The sequence below is a fragment of the Isoptericola sp. NPDC056134 genome (assembly GCF_042264825.1).
Classification (GTDB): domain Bacteria; phylum Actinomycetota; class Actinomycetes; order Actinomycetales; family Cellulomonadaceae; genus Isoptericola; species Isoptericola nanjingensis.
Genome location: NZ_JBHJVM010000006.1, coordinates 172,366 through 191,372, shown reverse-complemented (window position 1 = coordinate 191,372; position 19,007 = coordinate 172,366). Strand labels below are relative to the sequence as shown.

General features: G+C 72.6%; 20 protein-coding genes. 12 read left to right on the top strand and 8 right to left on the bottom strand.

The window, feature by feature from the left end:
- Positions 1-125: 125 nt before the first annotated feature.
- The 4 genes from ACFCZN_RS08580 to ACFCZN_RS08565 form a co-directional block, all read right to left on the bottom strand.
- On the bottom strand, positions 126-596 hold the full coding sequence (locus tag ACFCZN_RS08580; RefSeq protein ID WP_429765844.1) for a hypothetical protein: 471 nt from the start codon (positions 594-596) through the stop codon (positions 126-128).
- A gap of 67 nt (positions 597-663) precedes the next feature.
- Positions 664-1,986: an oligosaccharide MFS transporter gene (locus tag ACFCZN_RS08575; RefSeq protein ID WP_429765845.1), complete on the bottom strand. Its 1,323-nt coding sequence runs from the start codon at positions 1,984-1,986 to the stop codon at positions 664-666.
- Complete coding sequence (locus tag ACFCZN_RS08570; protein WP_430556490.1) at positions 1,986-3,002, bottom strand: family 43 glycosylhydrolase; 1,017 nt, start codon at positions 3,000-3,002, stop codon at positions 1,986-1,988. Before ACFCZN_RS08570 ends, ACFCZN_RS08575 begins: the two co-directional genes overlap by 1 nt.
- 192 nt (positions 3,003-3,194) lie before the next feature.
- Positions 3,195-3,818 carry a pentapeptide repeat-containing protein gene (locus tag ACFCZN_RS08565; RefSeq protein WP_430556489.1) on the bottom strand — a complete coding sequence of 208 codons (624 nt, stop codon included), beginning with the start codon at positions 3,816-3,818 and terminating at the stop codon, positions 3,195-3,197.
- Between the two features lie 353 nt (positions 3,819-4,171).
- Between ACFCZN_RS08565 and ACFCZN_RS08560 the strand changes: the two genes are divergently transcribed.
- Positions 4,172-4,753, top strand: coding sequence for an alpha/beta family hydrolase (locus ACFCZN_RS08560; RefSeq protein WP_430556488.1), 582 nt, complete (start codon positions 4,172-4,174; stop codon positions 4,751-4,753).
- A 130-nt stretch (positions 4,754-4,883) separates the two neighbouring features.
- The gene (locus ACFCZN_RS08555) at positions 4,884-6,176 is read left to right on the top strand and encodes an ABC transporter substrate-binding protein (RefSeq protein WP_430556487.1); all 1,293 of its coding nucleotides are present in this window, start codon (positions 4,884-4,886) and stop codon (positions 6,174-6,176) included.
- A gap of 22 nt (positions 6,177-6,198) precedes the next feature.
- Here the strand turns inward: ACFCZN_RS08555 and def are convergent, their stop codons facing one another.
- Positions 6,199-6,885: a peptide deformylase gene (gene def / locus ACFCZN_RS08550; RefSeq protein ID WP_430556486.1), complete on the bottom strand. Its 687-nt coding sequence runs from the start codon at positions 6,883-6,885 to the stop codon at positions 6,199-6,201.
- A 158-nt stretch (positions 6,886-7,043) separates the two neighbouring features.
- Here def and ACFCZN_RS08545 point away from each other — a divergent pair, with 158 nt between their 5' ends.
- Entirely contained in the window at positions 7,044-7,781 is a 738-nt protein-coding gene (locus ACFCZN_RS08545; RefSeq protein WP_430556485.1) for an ABC transporter ATP-binding protein, read from the top strand.
- On the top strand, positions 7,778-9,187 hold the full coding sequence (locus ACFCZN_RS08540) for an FtsX-like permease family protein (protein ID WP_430556484.1): 1,410 nt from the start codon (positions 7,778-7,780) through the stop codon (positions 9,185-9,187). The genes ACFCZN_RS08545 and ACFCZN_RS08540 overlap by 4 nt, the downstream gene beginning before the upstream one ends.
- A gap of 9 nt (positions 9,188-9,196) precedes the next feature.
- Here ACFCZN_RS08540 and ACFCZN_RS08535 read toward each other — a convergent pair whose 3' ends face one another.
- Entirely contained in the window at positions 9,197-9,508 is a 312-nt protein-coding gene (locus ACFCZN_RS08535) for a DUF3467 domain-containing protein (RefSeq protein WP_429765858.1), read from the bottom strand.
- Positions 9,490-10,725, bottom strand: coding sequence for a benzoate/H(+) symporter BenE family transporter (locus tag ACFCZN_RS08530; protein WP_430556483.1), 1,236 nt, complete (start codon positions 10,723-10,725; stop codon positions 9,490-9,492). Before ACFCZN_RS08530 ends, ACFCZN_RS08535 begins: the two co-directional genes overlap by 19 nt.
- Positions 10,726-10,783: 58 nt before the next feature.
- On the opposite strand from ACFCZN_RS08530, the gene ACFCZN_RS08525 reads away from it, so the two are divergent.
- The 3 genes from ACFCZN_RS08525 (at position 10,784) to ACFCZN_RS08515 (ending at position 13,339) form a co-directional block, all read left to right on the top strand.
- Positions 10,784-11,323, top strand: a complete 540-nt coding sequence (locus ACFCZN_RS08525; RefSeq protein ID WP_430556482.1) for a helix-turn-helix domain-containing protein — start codon at positions 10,784-10,786, stop codon at positions 11,321-11,323.
- Between the two features lie 105 nt (positions 11,324-11,428).
- Positions 11,429-12,574 carry a mandelate racemase/muconate lactonizing enzyme family protein gene (locus ACFCZN_RS08520; RefSeq protein ID WP_430556481.1) on the top strand — a complete coding sequence of 382 codons (1,146 nt, stop codon included), beginning with the start codon at positions 11,429-11,431 and terminating at the stop codon, positions 12,572-12,574.
- Positions 12,575-12,628: 54 nt separating this feature from the next.
- The gene (locus ACFCZN_RS08515) at positions 12,629-13,339 is read left to right on the top strand and encodes a FadR/GntR family transcriptional regulator (protein WP_429765864.1); all 711 of its coding nucleotides are present in this window, start codon (positions 12,629-12,631) and stop codon (positions 13,337-13,339) included.
- Positions 13,340-13,347: 8 nt separating this feature from the next.
- Here ACFCZN_RS08515 and ACFCZN_RS08510 read toward each other — a convergent pair whose 3' ends face one another.
- Positions 13,348-13,854: a GNAT family N-acetyltransferase gene (locus tag ACFCZN_RS08510; RefSeq protein ID WP_430556480.1), complete on the bottom strand. Its 507-nt coding sequence runs from the start codon at positions 13,852-13,854 to the stop codon at positions 13,348-13,350.
- A 47-nt stretch (positions 13,855-13,901) separates the two neighbouring features.
- On the opposite strand from ACFCZN_RS08510, the gene ACFCZN_RS08505 reads away from it, so the two are divergent.
- The 5 genes from ACFCZN_RS08505 to ACFCZN_RS08485 all read left to right on the top strand — a co-directional run bounded on the left by ACFCZN_RS08505 (position 13,902) and on the right by ACFCZN_RS08485 (position 19,007).
- Positions 13,902-14,480, top strand: a complete 579-nt coding sequence (locus ACFCZN_RS08505) for a helix-turn-helix domain-containing protein (protein ID WP_430556479.1) — start codon at positions 13,902-13,904, stop codon at positions 14,478-14,480.
- 165 nt (positions 14,481-14,645) lie between these two features.
- Positions 14,646-15,971, top strand: a complete 1,326-nt coding sequence (locus tag ACFCZN_RS08500) for an extracellular solute-binding protein (protein ID WP_430556478.1) — start codon at positions 14,646-14,648, stop codon at positions 15,969-15,971.
- Entirely contained in the window at positions 15,968-16,903 is a 936-nt protein-coding gene (locus ACFCZN_RS08495) for a carbohydrate ABC transporter permease (protein WP_430556477.1), read from the top strand. The genes ACFCZN_RS08500 and ACFCZN_RS08495 overlap by 4 nt, the downstream gene beginning before the upstream one ends.
- The gene (locus tag ACFCZN_RS08490) at positions 16,900-17,766 is read left to right on the top strand and encodes a carbohydrate ABC transporter permease (protein WP_430556476.1); all 867 of its coding nucleotides are present in this window, start codon (positions 16,900-16,902) and stop codon (positions 17,764-17,766) included. The genes ACFCZN_RS08495 and ACFCZN_RS08490 overlap by 4 nt, the downstream gene beginning before the upstream one ends.
- 5 nt (positions 17,767-17,771) lie before the next feature.
- Positions 17,772-19,007 (top strand): enolase C-terminal domain-like protein, encoded by a 1,236-nt coding sequence (locus tag ACFCZN_RS08485; protein WP_430556475.1) that lies wholly within the window; start codon positions 17,772-17,774, stop codon positions 19,005-19,007.

The following is a 19,007-nucleotide window of genomic DNA, read 5'->3' as shown; positions in this document are numbered from 1 at the left end:
GTCGTCACCCGCACCATGACGCCCACTCTTCCGGACCCGGCCCCGGCCCGTCGTGCCGAACATGCGGTGGCGCTCGTTCTCATGGCGGAGGACGTGCGCCGCTGCATGGTCGACATCGGGGCGGGTCAGGCGCGGGTGGCCCAGGTGGCGAGGGTGAGGGCGACGGCGTCCTCGGCGAGCGCGGCGGGCAGGTCCGGCCAGCCGCGGCGCGCGACGGCGGCGCGCCACGCCGCCCCCGCGCCGGTGCCGACGACGCCTCCCGCCGCCCCGGCGACGATCGCCGCCACGACCGACGGCGCCGGGGCGTGGTGCCGGAGCGCCAGCAGCAGCCCGCCGGTGGCGCCGCTCGCCGCCCGGACGTCGGGCCCGGGCGGGTCGAGGCGGCTCGGGGTCGTGGGCAGCTTGTCGCCCACGAGCTCGCCGGCGACGGCGAGCCCCGCGAGCAGGCGCGGCAGCGTGGCCGGTCGGCGGAGGCGGTGCGTGGGCGGCCGGTGCGCCGGCACCGGGCCGAGCAGCGGGCCGGCGACGCCGAGCGTCGCGCGCGACCCCGCGGCCACCCCCAGCGCCAGCGAGCGGACGACGAGCGGTGCGGTCATGCGCCCACCCTGGCACCGCCGGGCCTCTGCCGCCCGCCGCCGCCGACGCCGAACAGGTCGGACCCGGTCAGGCGGGGAGGGCGGCCGGCTCGGCGGCGGGGCCCACGGGGTCGGGGCGCCCCTTGTCGTTGCGCATCAGGAAGCTCGCGACGACGAGGACGGCCAGGGCCACGGCCCCCATGACGAGGTAGGACGAGGAGAACCCGATCGCGTCGTACGACAGGCCGAAGACCCACGAGAAGATGAAGACGCCGACCTGCTTGGCCGTGTTGAAGCCGACCATGTAGGCGGTGGCGGAGATCCGGACGTCGAACATGCGGGTGATGTACTTCATCACCGAGACCAGCATCAGCGGCATCTCGATCGAGGCCAGCAGGCGCCACACGATGAGCATCTCGGTCGACGTGAAGAGGGCCGAGCCCACCACGCGGACCACGAGGACGAGGGCGAAGATCTGCAGGCCCCGCTTGGCGCCGATCTTGTTGATGATGAACGGCATCGCCACCATGACGGCGGCCTCGAGCAGGATCTGCACGAACACGACGCGGGAGAACAGCACCTGCGGGTCGCCCGAGCCGGTCACGTGGTGGCCGAAGTAGATCGCGTACTGCCCGTCGAAGACGTCGTAGAGCGCGGCCGTGCCGAACATCAGCACCATGAAGCCGACGAACGAGCGGTCGCGCAGCAGGTGCTTGAGCGTGTCCTTGCTGACCTTCGGCCGCTCCTTGGTCTCGGCGGCCACCTGGGCCTGCGCCGCGGAGTCCGCCTTCGGCGTGCGGGCCGCGAACAGCAGCGCCCCGAGGACGATCGCGGAGAACGTGCCGACCCACCAGATGTTGTCAGGGTTGGCCGCCCAGATGAAGCCGCCCACGAGCGACGCCGTCGCGCCGGCCAGCGAGCCGAAGAGCCGCACGTGCCCGTACTCGAACCCGTTGGCCCGGGAGTTGCGCTCGTTGAACGCCTCCACCACGCCGACGCCCGAGTTGAGCACCAGCGACAGGAAGACGCCGCCGACGAGCGCGCCCAGCACCTGGTTGGCGTCCACGATCGCCGGGAAGACGAACGCGAAGAAGGGGCCCATGAGCGCGCCCATGACGACGACGAACGCGAACAGGTTCTTGCGGAACCCGAGCCGGTCCTGGATGTAGCCGTAGAACGGCTGCAGGCACAGGGCCGTGAGCGCCATCATCGACTGGAGGAGGCCGATGTTGCCCGACGACATCCCCAGCTGCTCCTCGAGCCAGGGAGCGAGGAACGTCATCACGAGCTGCCAGATGGCGAAGTAGAAGAAGAACAGCCCGCCGAAGTTCCAGAACGCGAGCTTCTTCAGGGAGTCGCGGGCGCGAGGCGTGGCGGTGGCGCCGTCGGGCGTCGCGGTGGTGGTGCTCATCAGAACGCTCCGTCAGCGGGGAGGACCTCGGTCGAGGTGGGGGTGGGGCGGGTGTCGGGCACCGGCGTGCCCCACACGGGGTCGCCGTCGGCGTCGAAGGGCAGCACCTGCGCGCGGGCGTGGCGGTTCGGGTCCCACAGCGGGTCGCCGGAGATCTCGGTGTAGGTGCGTGCGTGGTAGACGAGGACGGCGTCGCCGTCGGGCGTCTCGGTGAACGAGTTGTGGCCGGGCCCGTACTGGCCCGCGGACGGGTCGCTGACGAACACGGGCTCGGTGCTCTTGGTCCACGACGCCGGGTCGAGGAGGTCGGCGCCGGCGTCGGCGGTGAGCAGGCCCATCGCGTAGTCGATGCCCGTGGCGGCGCCGGAGTAGGTGAGGAACACGCGGCCGCCGCGCACGAGGACGGACGGGCCCTCGTTGACCCAGAAGCCCTTGGTCTCCCAGTCGAACTCGGGACGGGTCAGCTCGACGGCCGGGGTCGCGAGCGTCCACGGGTTCGCCATGCGGGCGATGTACAGGTTGGAGTGGCCGCGCACCGTGAGGTCCTGCTGCGCCCAGACGAGGTACTGCTCGCCGCCGAGCACGAAGCTCGTGGCGTCCAGGGCGAACGACTCCCAGCCGGTGTCGACCTGGCCACGTTCCACCCACTCCCCCTCGAAGGGGTCGTCGGCGGTGTTCTCCAGCACGAAGACGCGGTGGTTGAACGTCTCGTTCTCGCTCGGCGCGTCCACGGTGCCGTGGTCCACGGGGGCGGCGGCGTAGTAGATGTACCAGGCGCCGTGCACGCGGTGGATCTCGGGCGCCCAGACGAGCTGCGACTGCGGCCCGGTGGCGTGCCGCTCCCAGACGGTCACCTCCTCGGCCTTCTGCAGGTCCTCGAGGCGGTCGGCGCGCCGGAGCACGATGCGGTCGTACCGGGGGTGCGAGCCCGTGAAGTAGTAGGTCCCCTCGTGCCGGAGCACGCACGGGTCGGCGCGCTGCAGCACGATCGGGTTGACCGTGACCTGGTCCGTCATTGGTGTCTCATCCTCCGGTGTCCTGCACTGGTCCGGCAGAGCGCATCGAGCGCTGCTCCACCAAGAATGTAAACGATGTAAACCAGTGACCGGAGTGACGTCCGCGACGTCGGCGCCGACAACGGCTCCATGACCTGGACGAAGGGGAGCGCGGTGTGACGAGGCCCACGCGGCGCGCGGGCCCGAGGCGGCTCAGGGCGTGACGACGAGCCCCAGCGACTCGGCGATGACCACGGCCTGGGCGTGGTCGATCACGGCACCGGTCAGGCGCGCCGCACGCGGGTCCAGCGCCGAGAGGTCCGTGCCCCGCAGGACGGCGCCGCGCAGGTCGACGTCGCCCAGCTCCGCGCCGGACAGGTCCACCCCGATCACGGTGGCACCGGCCAGCCGCGCCCCGTCGAGGTCGGCCTCGCGCATCCGCAGGCCCTCGAGGTGGACGCCGTCCATCGCCGCCCGCCGCAGCGTGACGAAGGACCAGTCGCCGCGCTCCGCCCGCAGCAGGTCGAAGCGGCAGTCGTCGAAGCGCGAACCCACGAGCTTGCAGCCCTCGAACGACGCGTCGAACAGGTTGGTGCGGCTGAACGTGCACCCCGTGAACGCGGTCTCGCGCCACACCGAGGCGTTGAACCGCGCACCGCGGAACGTGCACTCCACGAAGGTGGCGCCGGTGGCCGTCACCTCGGTGAGGTCGACCTCCACGAGCTCCACCCGCTCGAAGGTGCCGCCGGACAGGTCCCGGCCGTACCAGTCCTCTCCCCGCACGGTGCTGCCCGGCTCGATCGCGTCCGGTACGGGCCCCCGCTCGACGTCGCTCATCCCCGCACGCTAGCCCGCCCCGGCGACACCCCCTGCACGAGCCGGCCAGAGACCTCCGCGAGGTAGTACCTGAGTCGGCGAGGTAGTACCCGAGTCGGCGAGGTAGTACCGGAACCGGCAAGGTAGTACCGGACCTGCCGAGGTAGTACCGGAACCGGCGAGGTAGTACCTGACCGCGCGTCTCGGTCCGACATCGCGCGGACGGCACGGCCCGCCCGGGACTACCTCGCGGGCACGAGTACTACCTCACGGGGTTCCGTACTACCTCGGCAGGTCCGGTACTACCTCGGCAGGTTCCGTGCTCCCCCGCGGTGAACGGGTGGTCCCTCGGCGGCGCGGGTGACACTGGTCCCGTGCCCGACACGACGACGCCCCGAGGCCTGGTCCTGACGCCCGGCGCGGGCGCGAGCCGCGACCACCACACGCTCGTGGCGGTGGAGCAGCGGCTGGCCGCGCTCGACCCGCCGCTGCCCACGGAGCGTCTGGACTTCCCGTACCGGCTGGCGGGCAAGCGGATGCCGGACCGGCCTCCCGTCGCCGTCGCGCACCTGCGGGCCGAGGCGGAACGGTTCGCCGGGTCGCTCGGCGTCGGGACCGACGCGCTCCTGCTGGGCGGCCGCTCGTACGGCGGGCGGATGTGCTCGATGGCGGTGGCCGAGGGCCTACCCGCCGCAGGGCTGGTGCTGCTCAGCTATCCGCTGCACCCGCCGGGCAAGCCCGAGAAGCTGCGCGTCGACCACTTCCCCGACCTCGCGGTGCCGGTGCTGTTCGTCTCCGGCGACCGCGACCCGTTCGGGAGCCCCGACGAGCTGGCCGAGCACGCCGCGGCCATCCCCGGTCCCGTCACGGCCGTCATCCTGCCCGGCGCGCACGACGTCCGGGGCAAGGACGACGACGTCGCGGCCGCCGTCGCGGACTGGGCGCGCACGCTCTGACCGTCCCCTCCCGCTCGCATGTCCACCGATGCGCGCTTTTGTCCGCTCGCGCTCGGCACGACCGTCGGCCTGCCAGCATCTGACACGTCACGACCGTCGACCGACGGCACATGTGTGCAAGGAGGCCCTCATGTCCACGAGAAAGCTCCGACGCTCCGGCGTCGCGTTCCTCGCCGTCGGCGCCGTCGCCGCGCTCGGCGCCTGCAGCGGCGGCGACGCCTCGGGCGGCGACGGTGAGGACGTCACCCTCACCTTCGCGTGGTGGGGCGACGCGTCGCGCGCCGAGCGGTACGAGAAGGCGATCGACCTGTACGAGGAGAAGAACCCGCACGTCACCGTCCAGTCGTCGTACGCGTCGTTCGCCGACTACTGGACCTCCCGGAACACGGAGGCCGCGAGCGGCAGCCTGCCGGACGTGTTCCAGATGGACGTGACCTATCTGTCGCAGTACGGCAGCAGCGGCCAGATCGCGCCCCTCGACGAGTTCACGCAGGACGGCACGATCGACATCTCCACGTTCCCCGAGACGGTCATGCCGGCCGCCAAGGTGGACGGGAAGATCGTCGGTATCCCGACCAGCACGGGCGGCATCGCGACCTTCTTCAACACGGGGCTGCTCGGGGACCTGGGCGTGGACGTGCCCACCGGCGACCTGACGTGGGACGAGTACGACGCGGTTCTGTCGCAGGTCGGCAAGGCCGGCGCGGACGCCGACCCGCAGGTGAGCGGCTCGGTGCAGTACACCCAGATCTGGACGGTGTTCGAGATCTGGCTCGCGCAGCAGGGCAAGGCGCTGTTCACCGCCGACGGGGCGCTCGGCTTCACCGAGGCGGACCTCGCGACCTGGTGGGAGCGAGCGACGCCCCTGTTCGAGGACAGCGGGTTCATCGACCCCAAGCGGGCCGAGCAGCTCAACGGCGCGGACCCCCTCGGCTCAGGCATCACGGCCAGCGAGCTGAGCTTCTACAACTTCCTGGTCCGCTTCTCGGAGGGCAGCGCGGCCGGCGACTTCGCGATGACGCTCCCCCCGGCGGACGACGCCGGGAACCGCGGGCTCTACCTCAAGCCGTCGCTGGAGCTGTCGATGTCGGCGAGCAGCGAGCACCCGCAGGAGGCGGCGAAGTTCATCGACTTCATCGCCAACGACCCCGCCGTGAGCAAGGAGTTCGGCCTGTCGCGCGGTGCGCCCATCTCGCAGCCGGCGCTCGACGCGCTCGAGCCGGAGGGGCTCGACAAGGAGATCCTCGACTACTGGACGCAGCTGTCCGAGGTGGCCGGCGACACTCCCCCGCCGCCGCCCGAGGGCGCCGGCGCCGTGGAGGTCGAGTTCACCCGCATCGCGCAGGACGTCGGGTTCGGCAGCACGAGCCTGGACGACGGCGTCAAGGAGTTCTTCTCCATCGCCCCGGGGATGCTGGGCTGAGCGACCGCCCGCGGACGGTCGCTCAGCGGCCGCCCGCGGGCTTCTCCGGGTACTCGGCGGGCCGCTTGCCCAGCTCGACGGCGAGCTCGTGCCGGCCGGCGAGGATGTCCGGGCGCTCCTCGTCGCGCTGGCGCAGCGCGTCCGCCTGGAGCTCGGGCGAGAGGTGGTCCCAGTACAGGGTGCCGTCCAGGTGCTGCGCCTCGTGGATGAAGGCGCGCGCCAGGAACCCGCGGCCCGAGAGCTGCACCGGCCCGCCGTGCTGGTCGACGCCGCGCACGGTGGCGGCGCCGGGCCGCTCCAGCGGCTCGTACGCGCCGGGCACGGACAGGCAGCCCTCGTCCTCGGTCTCGGGGTCGGCGTCCGCGTCCACCTCGAGCACCGGGTTGACCACGTGCCCCACGTGCCGGTCGCCGCGCTCGTCCGCGACGTCGTACACGAACAGCCGGAGCCCGACGCCGACCTGCGGCGCCGCCAGCCCCACGCCCTCGGCGTTCTCCATCGTGGCGAACATGTCGTCGATCAGGCGCGCGAGCTCCGGGGTGGAGAACTCCTCGACCGTCGCCGCCGGCGCGTGCAGCACGGGCTCGCCGATCTCGGTGATCCGCAGCACGCGGCCGCGCGCCGCCTCCGGCGCCTGGGCCGGGTACGGGTCGGCCGGCTCCCCCAGCAGGTACGTGGTGGGCCGACGTCGACCGAAGCTCCAAGCCATGGGACAGAGCCTAGGCGAGGGCGGCAGGGCCGGGCCCCCCACCGCCTGACCTCCGGGGTCCCCCGGAGGCGCGTCATACCCCAGGGGGACCCCGGTCCGGGAGGAATCCGCTCATGGTCCGACGCGGCCGGCGGCCCGCCGCGGGCACCGTAGGTGTCATGACACCTCTGCTGAGCGCGCGTGGCCTGACGATGCAGTACCCCGGCGGGGTCACGCCCGCCCTGGACGGCGTGGACCTCGACATCGCCGCGGGCGAGTCGGTGGCGATCATGGGCGCGTCCGGCTCCGGCAAGACGACACTGCTGCACTGCCTCGCGGGCATCCTGCGGCCGACCGCCGGGTCGGTGACCTTCGCGTCGGGGCAGGGGGTGGTGCGGGTCGAGTCGCTGGACGACGCGGCCCGGTCGCGGCTGCGGCGCGAGGAGCTCGGCTTCGTGTTCCAGCAGGGCCTGCTGCTCGACGAGCTCACGGCGCTCGAGAACGTGGCCGTGGCCCGGATGCTCGGCGGGGTGTCGCGCGGCCAGGCCGAGGCGGAGGCCGCGCAGTGGCTGCAGTACCTGGGCCTCGCGGGCCTGGAGCAGCGGCGCCTCGGCGAGCTGTCGGGCGGCCAGGCGCAGCGCGTCGCGATCGCGCGCGCCCAGGTGACGGGCGCCCGGCTGATCTTCGCCGACGAGCCCACCGGCGCCCTGGACTCCGCCACGTCCGTCGAGGTGCTCGACCTGCTGCTCTCCGCCACCGCGCAGGGCCGCACGCTCGTCGTCGTCACGCACGACGCCGACGTCGCGCGCCGCTGCGCCCGCACCGTCGTCCTGCGCGACGGCCGCGTCGTCTCCGACACGGCGGCCCCGGCCGCCACCTCGGGCACCGCCGCGCCCGCCGCCGAGGTGTCGCGATGACCGCCACCGCCCCGGCACCCGCGCCGACCACCGTGCCGGGCGCGCGGCCGACCGGAGCCCTCGCGACGGCCGTCCACCTCGCCCCGCTGTTCCGGCGGCGACGCGACGGCGACCGCCTGGCCACCGCGCTGCCCGTGGCGAGCTTCGCCGTGGTCACGGCCCTGCTGCTCGTGGTGCTGGGCGGTGCGCAGGCCTTCTTCGGCTGGGACGACGAGCTCGCCTCCACCTACGAGACGCTTGCCGTCATCGCCGTCGTGCTGCTCCTCGTGCCGCTCGCCACGGTGGGCGCGTCCGCCGCCCGCCTCGCCGCCCGACGGCGCGACGAGCGGCTCGCGTCCCTGCGCCTGCTCGGCGCGACCACCGGCACGATCACCGCGCTCACCGTGCTCGAGGCGGCGGTGACGGCGCTGGCCGGCGCCGTCCTCGGCGTCGTGCTCTACGCGGTCCTCGCGCCGCTCGTGGGGCTGCTGCACTTCCGCGGCGAGGCGCTCGGCGCGCAGATGTGGGTGCCCTGGTGGTGGCTGCCGCTCGCCGTGCTCGGCGTGGCGCTGCTGGCCGCGGCGAGCGCCGTCGTCGGCCTGCGCGCCGTCGTCGTGACGCCGCTGGGCGTGCGGACGCGGCAGAAGGCCGGCACCGCGCACTGGGTTCGCGTCGTGATCGCCGTCGGCGTGCTCGTCGTCGGGCTGGGGCTCATGCAGGTGCTGGGCGTGCTCGGCGAGATGGGCGGCATCGTCGCGATCGTCGGCACGCTCGCGGCGATCTTCGGCGGCATGCTGCTCGCCCTCGACGCCCTGGGCCCGTGGTTCGTGCGCGTGCGGGCGCGGCGCCAGGCGCGCAAGGCGCAGACGGTGCCTCGCCTGCTCGCCGCGCGCATGGTGCTCGAGGACCCGAAGGCGGCGTGGCGGCAGGTCAGCGGCGTGGCGATGACCAGCTTCGTCGGCGTCTTCGGCGCCGTCGGGCTCGCCATGGCGGACATGACGTCGACCGAGGGCATGGACCCCGACGAGCGGTGGCTCATGCAGGACGTCTCCACCGGCGTCCTCGTCACCGTGGCGGTGTCGTTCCTCATGGTCGCGTGCTCGGTGGGCATCAACCAGGCCGCCTCGACGCTCGACCGGGCCGCCGTGCACGTCTCGCTCGACCGGCTCGGCGTGCCGCGCGAGGTGATGAGCGAGGCCGCGCGGCGCGCCGTGATGTCGGCCCTGTGGATGGTGGCCGGCGGCTCGGCGCTCTGCGCGGCCGTGCTGCTGTTCCCGCTGGTCGGGATGGCGATCTTCGTCCAGCCCGTCGCGATCGTCACCGCGCTGGCCGTCTTCGCGCTCGGGTTCCTCTCCGTCCGTGGCGCGGCGGCGCTCAGCGCCCGCCTCGTGCCGGGGATCCTCGCCCGGCCCGAGCGCGCGCTCTGACGTCGCGGGTCAGCCGGCGGAGCCGTCGGTCTTCTTCCCGGTCTCCCGCTCCCAGGCGTCGAGCTGCTGGGTGAGCGCCCGCGCCAGCTCGAACACCTGCTGCGGCGGGATGCGTACCCGAGAGACCACCTTGCCCGGCACCACGCGGCCGGTGACCGCCCCGGTGTCGGGGTCGGTCACCGGCTGCGGCGGCTTGGTGGCGGCGACGAAGTCGATGACGAACGACGTCGACGTGTGCCACAGCGACGCGAAGTCCGCCGGGACCCCTCCCTCGAGCTCGGCGGGGACGTCGATCTTGAACTTCACCTCGTTGTTCGCCATGGCCCCCACTGTCGTCCCACTGCGGCACGGTCGCCAACAACCCGGCGACGGGCGCGCCGCGGCGGCCGCGCGACGAGCAGCGCCCACACCACCAGCCCGACGACGAGGGCCCAGAAGGCGGACCCGACGCCGAGCACCACGAGGGGGCTGGCCGCCGTGAGGAACGTGGCCGTCGCGGCGACCCGGTGCGACTCGTCGCGGAGGGCGGCCGCCAGGGCGGTGCCGAGGGTGGTGAGCAGCGCGAGGCCGGCGACCGTCTCGAACACCCCGGCCGGGGACGCCGCGACGAGCGCCGTGACCAGCGGCGACAGGACGGCGAGGACGAGGTAGGCCCACCCGGCGCTCTGCGTCGCGACCCAGCGACGCCGGGGGTCGGGGTGCGCCTCGGCCGACGCCGGCAGCGCCGCCGTGATGGCGGCCAGGTTGACCGCGTGGCCGCCGGCGAACGCCCCCACCATCGTTCCGGCCCCGGTGACCAGCAGCGTCTCGCGCCAGGGGACCGCGTAGCCGAAGGAGGCCAGGACGCTGACCCCGGGCACGTTCTGCGACGCCATCGTCACGACGTACAGCGGGAGGGCGATGCCCACGACGGCGGGCAGCGTGAGCTCGGGCGGCGTCAGCACGAGGCCCGGCGGCCGGAGCCCGAGCGAGGCGTCCCCCGCGGCCACCGCCGCCAGGACGAGGACGACGCCGAGCCCGAAGGCGACGGGCGTGGCCCACCGCGGCGCCAGGCGGGCGAGGACGAGCCACACGACGATCACCGGCCCGACGAGCAGCGGCGCGGCCGTGACGGCGACCAGGGGCTCCAGGCACAGCGAGAGGAGCACCCCCGCGAGCATGGCCTGGGCCACGGGCACGGGGATGGCCGCGACGAGTCGGCCGAGCGCGGGCCACGCCGCGGTGAGCCCGATCAGGGCGCCGCACACGACGAACGCCCCGACGGCGGCGGGCCACCCGCCGGCGACCCCGCCCGCACCCGCGAGGACGGCGGCGCCGGGCGTCGACCACGCCAGGGTCAGGGGCGCGCGGTGGCGGCGGCTGAGCCAGATCATCCCGAGCCCCTGGACGACGCACAGTACGAGGAGGCCGGACGCCGCCTGCTCCGGTGTGGCACCGACCGCCCGCAGGCCCGTGACGACGACCGCGAACGAGCTGGTGAAGCCGACGAGGGCGGCGACGATCCCGACACCGACCGGCTGCGCGAGCGAACGTTCCACGAACGGAACGGTAGGCCCGGGCCGCCTCGTTCCGCAAACAGAACGCTAGGATGACGCCGTGCGATCCGCCGAGCTCTCCGCGCTCATCGGCGCGCGCCTCACCTCCGCCCGCGCCGTCCGGGGGCTCTCCCTCGGGGCCCTCGCCCGTGCCGCCGGGATCGGCAAGGGCTCGCTGTCGGAGATCGAGGGCGGGTCGCGCAACCCGAACCTCGCCACCCTCTACGCCCTCGCCGGAGCCCTCGACGTCCCGATGTCGTGGCTGCTCGCCGAACGCGCGGGGGCCGAGGTGTCCTCCCCCGGCATCCACACCCGGCTGCTGGCCGCCACGCAGGAGGACGAGGTCACGGTGGAGGTCTTCGCGCTGCGGCTCGACCGCGGTCCGATGCACCGCTCGGAGGCGCACGGCGCCCACGTGACCGAGCACCTGCTGGTCACCCGCGGCCGGGCCGAGGTCGGCCCCCTCGACGCCACCGTCGAGCTCGGCGTCGGCGAGTCCCTGCAGTGGACCGCCGACTCCCGGCACGGGTACCGCGCGCTGGGCGGGGCGTCGGCCGAGGCGGTGCTCACCATGTGGTGGCGGCGCCCCCGTCGCTTCTAGTCATACAGGTTTCAGACTTGTATGCTCACTCGGGTCGCCGGGGACGAGCCCGGGGACGACCCCGGGCCGGCCGCGACGGCGGCCCGCAGACGCGAAGGAGCGCCAATGTCTCACCAGCTGCCCTACCAGCCCGACGCCATCCGGTCCGTGCAGCTCTCGACGCTCACGCTGCCGCTGGCCACCGCCGTCTCCGACGCCAAGGTGTTCACCGGGCGGCAGAAGCCGATGACCGAGGTCGTGTTCCTCGTCGCCGAGATCACCACCGAGCAGGGCCACAAGGGTCTCGGCTTCTCCTACTCCAAGCGCGCGGGCGGGCCGGCCCAGTACGCGCACGCCAAGGAGGTCGCCGACGCGGCGCTCGGCGAGGACCCCAACGACATCGCCAGGCTGTACACGAAGCTGCTGTGGGCGGGAGCGTCCGTGGGCCGCTCCGGCGTCGCGACGCAGGCCCTCGCCGCGATCGACATCGCGCTCTACGACCTCAAGGCCAAGCGCGCGGGCCTGCCGCTGGCCAAGCTGCTCGGCGCGCACCGCGACTCGGTGCGCACCTACAACACCTCCGGCGGCTTCCTGCACGCCGGCATCGACGAGGTGAAGGACCGTGCGTCGCTGTCGCTGGCCGAGGGCATCGGGGGCATCAAGATCAAGGTGGGCCTGCCGGACACCCGCGCCGACCTGGCCCGCGTCGAGGCCGTGCGCGAGCACCTCGGCCCGGACGTCCCGCTCATGGTCGACGCGAACCAGCAGTGGGACCGCACCACCGCGCTGCGCATGGGGCGGCGACTCGAGCCGTACGACCTGGTGTGGATCGAGGAGCCGCTGGACGCCTACGACGCCGAGGGCCACGCCGCCCTCGCCGCCGCCCTGGACACGCCGGTGGCGACCGGCGAGATGCTCGCGTCGGTGGCCGAGCACGAGCGCCTCATCGCCGCCCGGGCCTGCGACATCATCCAGCCCGACGCCCCGCGCGTCGGCGGCATCACGCAGTTCCTCCGCCTGCTCACCCTCGCCGACCAGGCCGGGCTGGACCTCGCGCCCCACTTCGCGATGGAGATCCACCTGCACCTGGCGGCCACGTACCCGCGCGAGCCATGGGTGGAGCACTTCGACTGGCTCGACCCGCTGTTCGAGGAGCGCCTGGAGACGAAGGACGGCCGGATGCTGGTGCCCGACCGCCCGGGGCTCGGCGTGACGCTCACCGAGCAGGCGCGGGCGTGGACCACGGACAGCGTGCTGGTCGGGTCGCGGTGAGGCCCGGTCAGGACGCGCCGGCCGGGGTGCGCCGGATGATGGAAGCATGAGCCCATGCCCCCGACCCTGAGCGGCGCGCTCGTCGCCGCGCTGCGGGCGCGGATCGTCGACGGTGACATCGCCCCCGGCGAGAAGCTGCCCAGCGAGACCGCGCTCGCCGTCGAGCACCAGGTCAGCCGCACCGTCGTGCGCGAGGCGATCGCCCGCCTCAACCTCGAGGGGCTGGTCCACACCCGGCGCGGCAGCGGCAGCTACGCGCTCGCGCCGCCCGCCGGGGACGGCGACGACGTGCCCGTCGCGCGCTCGCTCGAGGACCGGCTCGGCCTGATCGACTTCCGGTTGGGCGTCGAGACGCAGGCGGCCGCCCTCGCCGCGGAGCGCCGCTCGGACGCCCACCTCGACGCGCTCGCCGCCCGCCTGCGCGACCTCGACGGCACCCCGGGGCACCCGGCGACGGCGATGCAGCACGACTTCGCGTTCCACCGGCTCGTCGCGGAGGCGGCGCAGAACCGGTACCTCCTGGACGCCCTGGACCGCCTCGGCCCGCAGATGATCGCGATGCCGCGTGGGCGCCTGGGCTCCTCCGCCGCGCCGTCCGCGGGCACGGGGGACGGCACGACAGGGCGATTCGCGACCGTCACGCAGGAGCACCGCGCGATCCTCGACGCCCTGGCCGCCCGGGACCCGCTCGCCGCCGCGGCCGCGATGCGCGTGCACCTGGCCGGCTCCCGGCGCCGGCTGCTGGCGGAGTCGGGCGGCCGCTGACCGCGGGCTCAGCCCGCCCGCGTGCCGCCCAGCGGCAGGGCGAGGATCGCCAGGTCCAGCCACCGACCGAACTTGGTGCCGACCTCGGGCAGCCGCCCGACGGGGGCGAACCCGAGCGACTCGTGCAACCGGACGGACGCGGCGTTCCCGGCCTCGATGTCGGCGAGCATGACGTGGTGCCCGGCGGCGCGGGCACGGGCGACGAGCTCGACCAGCAGCGCCCGGCCCAGCCCCCGGCCCTGGTATCCCTCGGCCACGTAGACCGAGTCCTCCACCGTGTGGCGGTAGCCGACCTTGGCGCGCCACTGCGCGTAGGTGGCGTACCCGGCGACGGTGCCGTCGTCGTCGGCCACGAGGATCGGGTTGCCGGCCGCCGCCTGGGCGCCGAACCACTCCTCCCGCTCGCCGCGCGGCACCTCGTCGTCCGTCCAGATCGCGGTCGACGCGCGGATGGCCGCGTTGTGGATCTCCAGGAGGGCATCGAGGTCGGAGTGGACGGCGTCGCGGAGGATCATGCGCATATAGTAGCGATCGTGTTCACTATCGTATTCGCGGGCCGCGCGTGACGGACGACCTCGGCGCCGCCCTCGCCCACGCCCTGCAGGCTGCCCGGGCCGACCGCGGGCTGAGCGTCGCCGCGCTCGCCGAGGCGTCGGGCGTCTCGCGCGCGATGATCTCCCGCATCGAGCGCGAGGACGCCCAGCCCACCGCCGCGCTCCTCGGGCGGCTCGCCGCCGCGCTCGGCATGACGCTGTCCGAGCTGGTGGCCCGCGCCGAGGGCGACACGAGGCGGCTGGCCCGGCGGGCGGAGCAGCCGACGTGGACCGATGCGGGGACGGGGTACGTCCGGCGCGCGGTGTCCCCGCCGGCGAGCGCCGCGCTGGAGCTCGTGGAGGTCGACCTCCCGCCCGGCGCCGAGGTGACCTACCCCGCCGAGTCGTACCGGTTCGTCGACCAGCAGATCTGGGTGCTGGACGGCGAGCTGCGCTTCGTCGAGGGCGAGCAGGTGCACGACCTGGGGCCCGGCGACTGCCTCCAGCTGGGCACCCCCGCCGACTGCACGTTCGTCAACGCGGCGCGGTCGGCGTGCCGCTACCTCGTCGTCCTCGACAAGGTCGCCTCGCCGCGACGACCGCGCTGAGACCGACCCGTTCGCCCCACCCGGCACGACCTGTTCATGCGGGCCCGGTATCAATCGATGCCGAATGAGTTTTGGACAGGTATCGCTGGGCGTTCTTAGGCTGACCGCACCTCGCCCGCCGGAACGGAGGTCGGGTCAGACAGACACTCATGAACGACGGAGATCATGACTAGACAATTCGCAGCCTTCCTGGGCGTCGCGGCTGTGCTGGCGCTCTCCGCTTGTTCCGGCGCGACCGCTGCCGTGCAGGTCGAGCAGGCACCGCCGGACGAGCAGACGTTGGAGATCTGGCAGCGCAAGTCGCCCGGGGGACCGTCCGACAAGATCGGACAGGAGCTCGTCGCGGCGTTCACCGAGGAGACGGGTATCCCCGCGACCATGACGTCGATCTCGGACGAGTTCGAGGTCAAGCTCCAGCAGCGGGCGGTACAGCGCAACCTGCCCGACGTCGTCATCAACGACACGGCCCAGCTCGGTAACCTGCAGAGCCAGGGGCTCCTGCGCCAGATCGACCGGGACGACATCGACGGTGCCGACGACGTCAACGAGCGTGCCTGGGACGGCGCACGGGCTTATGACGGCGACTACTACGGCGTCCCGGTGACCGCGCACACGGTCGCGCTCTTCAACCGCAAGGACTGGCGGGAGAACCTCGGGCTCGACGTGCCCGACGACTGGGACTCCCTCGTCTCGATGTGGCAGGGGTTCGCCGAAGACGATCCCACCGGCACGGGCAAGGACGTGGCCGGGCTCGCGCTGCCGGGAACCACCCAGCGCGGCTACATTTCCTGGAATACGTCGACCTTCTTCTGGTCGGGCGGTGGCGAGTACTTCGAGGAGACCCCGGACGGCTACCGCTCCGCGGTCGCGACCACCGGGTCCGTGCGTGCGGCGACCTGGATCCGGAACCTGGCGTGCCAGGCGGACGTCCTGCAGCCGGGGGCCAGCAGCTACGACACGGGCACCACCAAGGATCTGTTCAAGTCCGGGGGCGCAGGGTCGTTCCTCGTGGCCCCGTACGAGCTCCCGTCCCTCAAGGAAGCGCTGGGGAGCGACCTCGAAGTGATCAAGCCACCTCCCGGTCCGGCGGGACTCGTGACGCTGGCGGAGGGCAACAACGCCTACCTGATGGCGGGCTCACCGAACCAGTCAGCACAGGAAAAGTTCGCCGAGTACCTGATCTCTGCCCAGGGGCAGGAGATGGGCATGGCCGGAGACCGGGACGGCAACCTCGTCCGGCTGCCCGTGAACTCCACCGTCGACATGGCCGACACGCGCGAGGATTCGGACTGGGCGATGTTCCAACAACTCTTCGACGACAACGGTCGCTACGTGCCCGCCGTCCCCAACTGGAACCCGTTCCTCAACGAGTCGGCCAAGACGCTCAACGCGCTCATCAGCGACTGCTCGCTCGACGTCCGTTCCGAGATGGAGGCGCTTGACGACGTCTTCACGGCCGAGCTCGGCCGCCAGGAGGTGCTGGCCCCGTGACCGTCCTGACCCGACCCGAGACGACCGCCCCGCCCAGGGTGCAACTGCCCCGCCGACGCCCGGCGCGTCGCGAGGGGAGGGCGTGGGTCCCGTGGGTGTTCCTGGCCCCCGCCCTCGTGCTCTTCCTTTACTTCAAGTTCATCCCGATGGGCCAGGCCCTCGTCATGAGCTTCCAGGATGTCCAGCCCTACCTCGGCAACTCGTGGGTGGGCACCGACAACTACCGAGCGCTGTTCACCACGGACGAGTTCCTCGCGGCGACCTGGCACACCGCGATCATCGCGTTCTTCCAGATCGCCGGCGCCCTCGTGCTGGGGTTCGCGCTCGCTCTGCTGCTCGAAGGCCAGGCTCGCCGGCTGTGGTTCGTCCGCTCCGCGGCCTTCCTGCCCGTGGTGGTGCCGGTCGCGGTGATCGCCGAACTGTGGCGCATCATCTACTACCCGACCGAGGACGGCCTCGCGAACCAGATCATCGGCTTCTTCTTGATGGAGCCGTCACAGTGGATCAACTCGCCGGACTCGTCGCTGCTGTCCGTGATCGTCGTCGGGATCTGGCGGGACGCCCCGTACAACATGATCATCATCATCGCCGGCCTGGTCGGCGTGGACCGATCGCTTTACGAGGCCTCGGCGCTCGACGGCGCCGGCTGGGTGCGCCGGGTGCGATACGTGACGCTCCCCGCACTACGGCCGGTCATGGTGATCCTCCTGACCCTGGCGGCGATCCGCGCGATGCGGATCTTCACCGAAGTGTTCCTGTTGACCAACGGCGGGCCGAACGGTTCGAGCGAGGTGCTCATGACGTTGGTGTACCAGCTCGGGTTCGAGCGCAATGAGCTGGGCGTGGCGGCCGCGGGTTCGGTAGTGCTCCTGGTAGCGACGATCGTCCTGACGCTGGTGGTGCGCGCCGGTGCGCAGAGGAGGAAGTCATGAATCGCAATCTGGACACCGCCCTCGGGCTCGGGGCGCAGAACCCGCGCTGGCTCCGCGCGCTCACGGCGCTTGCCTGCACCGCGGTCGTGCTGCTCTTCGCGGGGCCGCTGGTCGCACTCCTGGTGGGCGCCTTCTCCGGGTCGCACGACCCGTCGCGCCTCTCGCTGTGGCCGAGCGACTTCACCCTGGAGAACTGGCGAGCCGCCGTGGACCGCGACGTTCTCCGGTACCTCGCCAACTCGCTGATCGTCGTCGGGTTCGGGCTCCTGCTCCAGATGGCGGTGTCGGTGCTTGCTGCGTACTCGCTGGCCCGCAAGAAGTTCCGCGGTGCGGGGATCGTCCTGCTGCTGATCATGGCGACGATGATGCTGCCCGAGGAGATCCTGGCGATCCCGCTCGCCATCGTCCTTTCAGACCTCCCGCTGCTGCACCTCAACATCACGGACTCTCTCCCCGGCATGATCGTGCCGATCGTCGCCTGGGGGTTCGGGATCATCGTGATGATCGAGTTCATGAAGGAGGTTCCACGTGAGCTCGAGGAGGCGGCTCGCCTCGACGGGGCCGGCGAGATCCGGGTGTTCTGGTCGGTGATCCTGCCGAGTGTGACCCCGGCTCTGGGAGTCATCGGGGTGTTCGGCTTCACCATGATCTGGGACCAGTACATGCTGCCGCTGCTCGTTGCCTCGGACCCACAGAACTACACGCTCCCGCTTGCGTTGCGCAGCCTGCGGGCCGACCCGGAGGTCGGGATCGGCATCGTGCTGGTCGCCTCGACCTTGGCGATGCTGCCGTCGATCCTCGCTTTCCTCGGGTTCCAGCGTTCCTTCATGCGCGGGATCTCCTCGGGGGCGATCAAGGGATGACGACCATGGACAGCCGTATCACCGACCTGCGGGTCTACCCGCTGGCGTTCTCGGACCCGCCGCTGCTGAACGCGGCGGGCGTGCACGAGCCGCTGGCCCTGCGCACGATCGTCCGGTTGGAGGCAGGCGGGGTGGTGGCGTGGGGAGAAGGGCGCGGCGACGCGCTGCCTGGCGAGGTCGTCCCTGCGTTGCGTGAGGCTGTACTCGGCCTCGACGTCTTCGCCACCTCACGGATCGAAGCCGCGGTCGACGCCGTGATGCGCCGGCTCCGCCCGGATCTGGGCACCCAGGCACGGCTGGTGACGTTCGCCCCGGTCGAGGTCGCAGCTCTCGACGCCCAGGGCAAGCTGCTCGGGCGTCCCGTGAGCGAACTCTTGGGCGGCGCCCTGCGCGAACGCGTCGACTACAGCGCCTACCTCTTCTTCAAGTGGGCCGGACACCTGGACGGCGAGCCCGACGAGTGGGGCGAGGCGCTGGATCCCGACGGGATCGTCGGTCAGGCGAAGCTCCTCGTCGACCGCTACGGATTCCGGTCGTTCAAGCTCAAGGCCGGCGCCTTGCACCCCGACATCGAGGTGGAGTCGCTGCGTGCGCTCGCGGACGCGTTCCCCGGCATGCCCCTGCGCATCGACCCCAACGGTGCCTGGACGCACGAGACGGCGCTCGAGGTCGCGCGCCGTACCGAGGGCATGCTCGAGTACCTCGAGGACCCTGTGCTGGGCATCGACGGGATGAGCAGGGTGCATGCGGAGACCGGAGTGCCCCTCGCGACCAACATGTGCGTCGTCGAGACGGCGCATCTGCACCCGGCCATCCGGGCAGACGCGGTGCAGGTCCTGCTCAGCGACCACCACTACTGGGGCGGCCTGCGTCGCACCAAGGAGCTCGCCGCCATCTGCGAGGCGATGGACATCGGGGTGTCGATGCACTCCAACTCGCACCTGGGGATCTCGCTCGCCGCGATGACGCACGTCGCGGCAGCGATCCCCAACCTGAGCCACGCCTGCGACACCCACTTCCCCTGGAACCGCGTCGACGATGTGGTGCCAGAAGGCGGGATCGAGATCGTCGATGGCGCCGTCGAGGTGCCAACGGGCGCGGGGCTCGGCGTCGAGGTGGACCCGGACCGGGTGGCCGAGCTCCACGAGCGGTACGTGGAGTCCGGGCATCGCACGCGCGACGACGGCGGCTACATGCGCCGATGGGACCCGACGTTCACCGACGCACGCCCGCGGTACTGA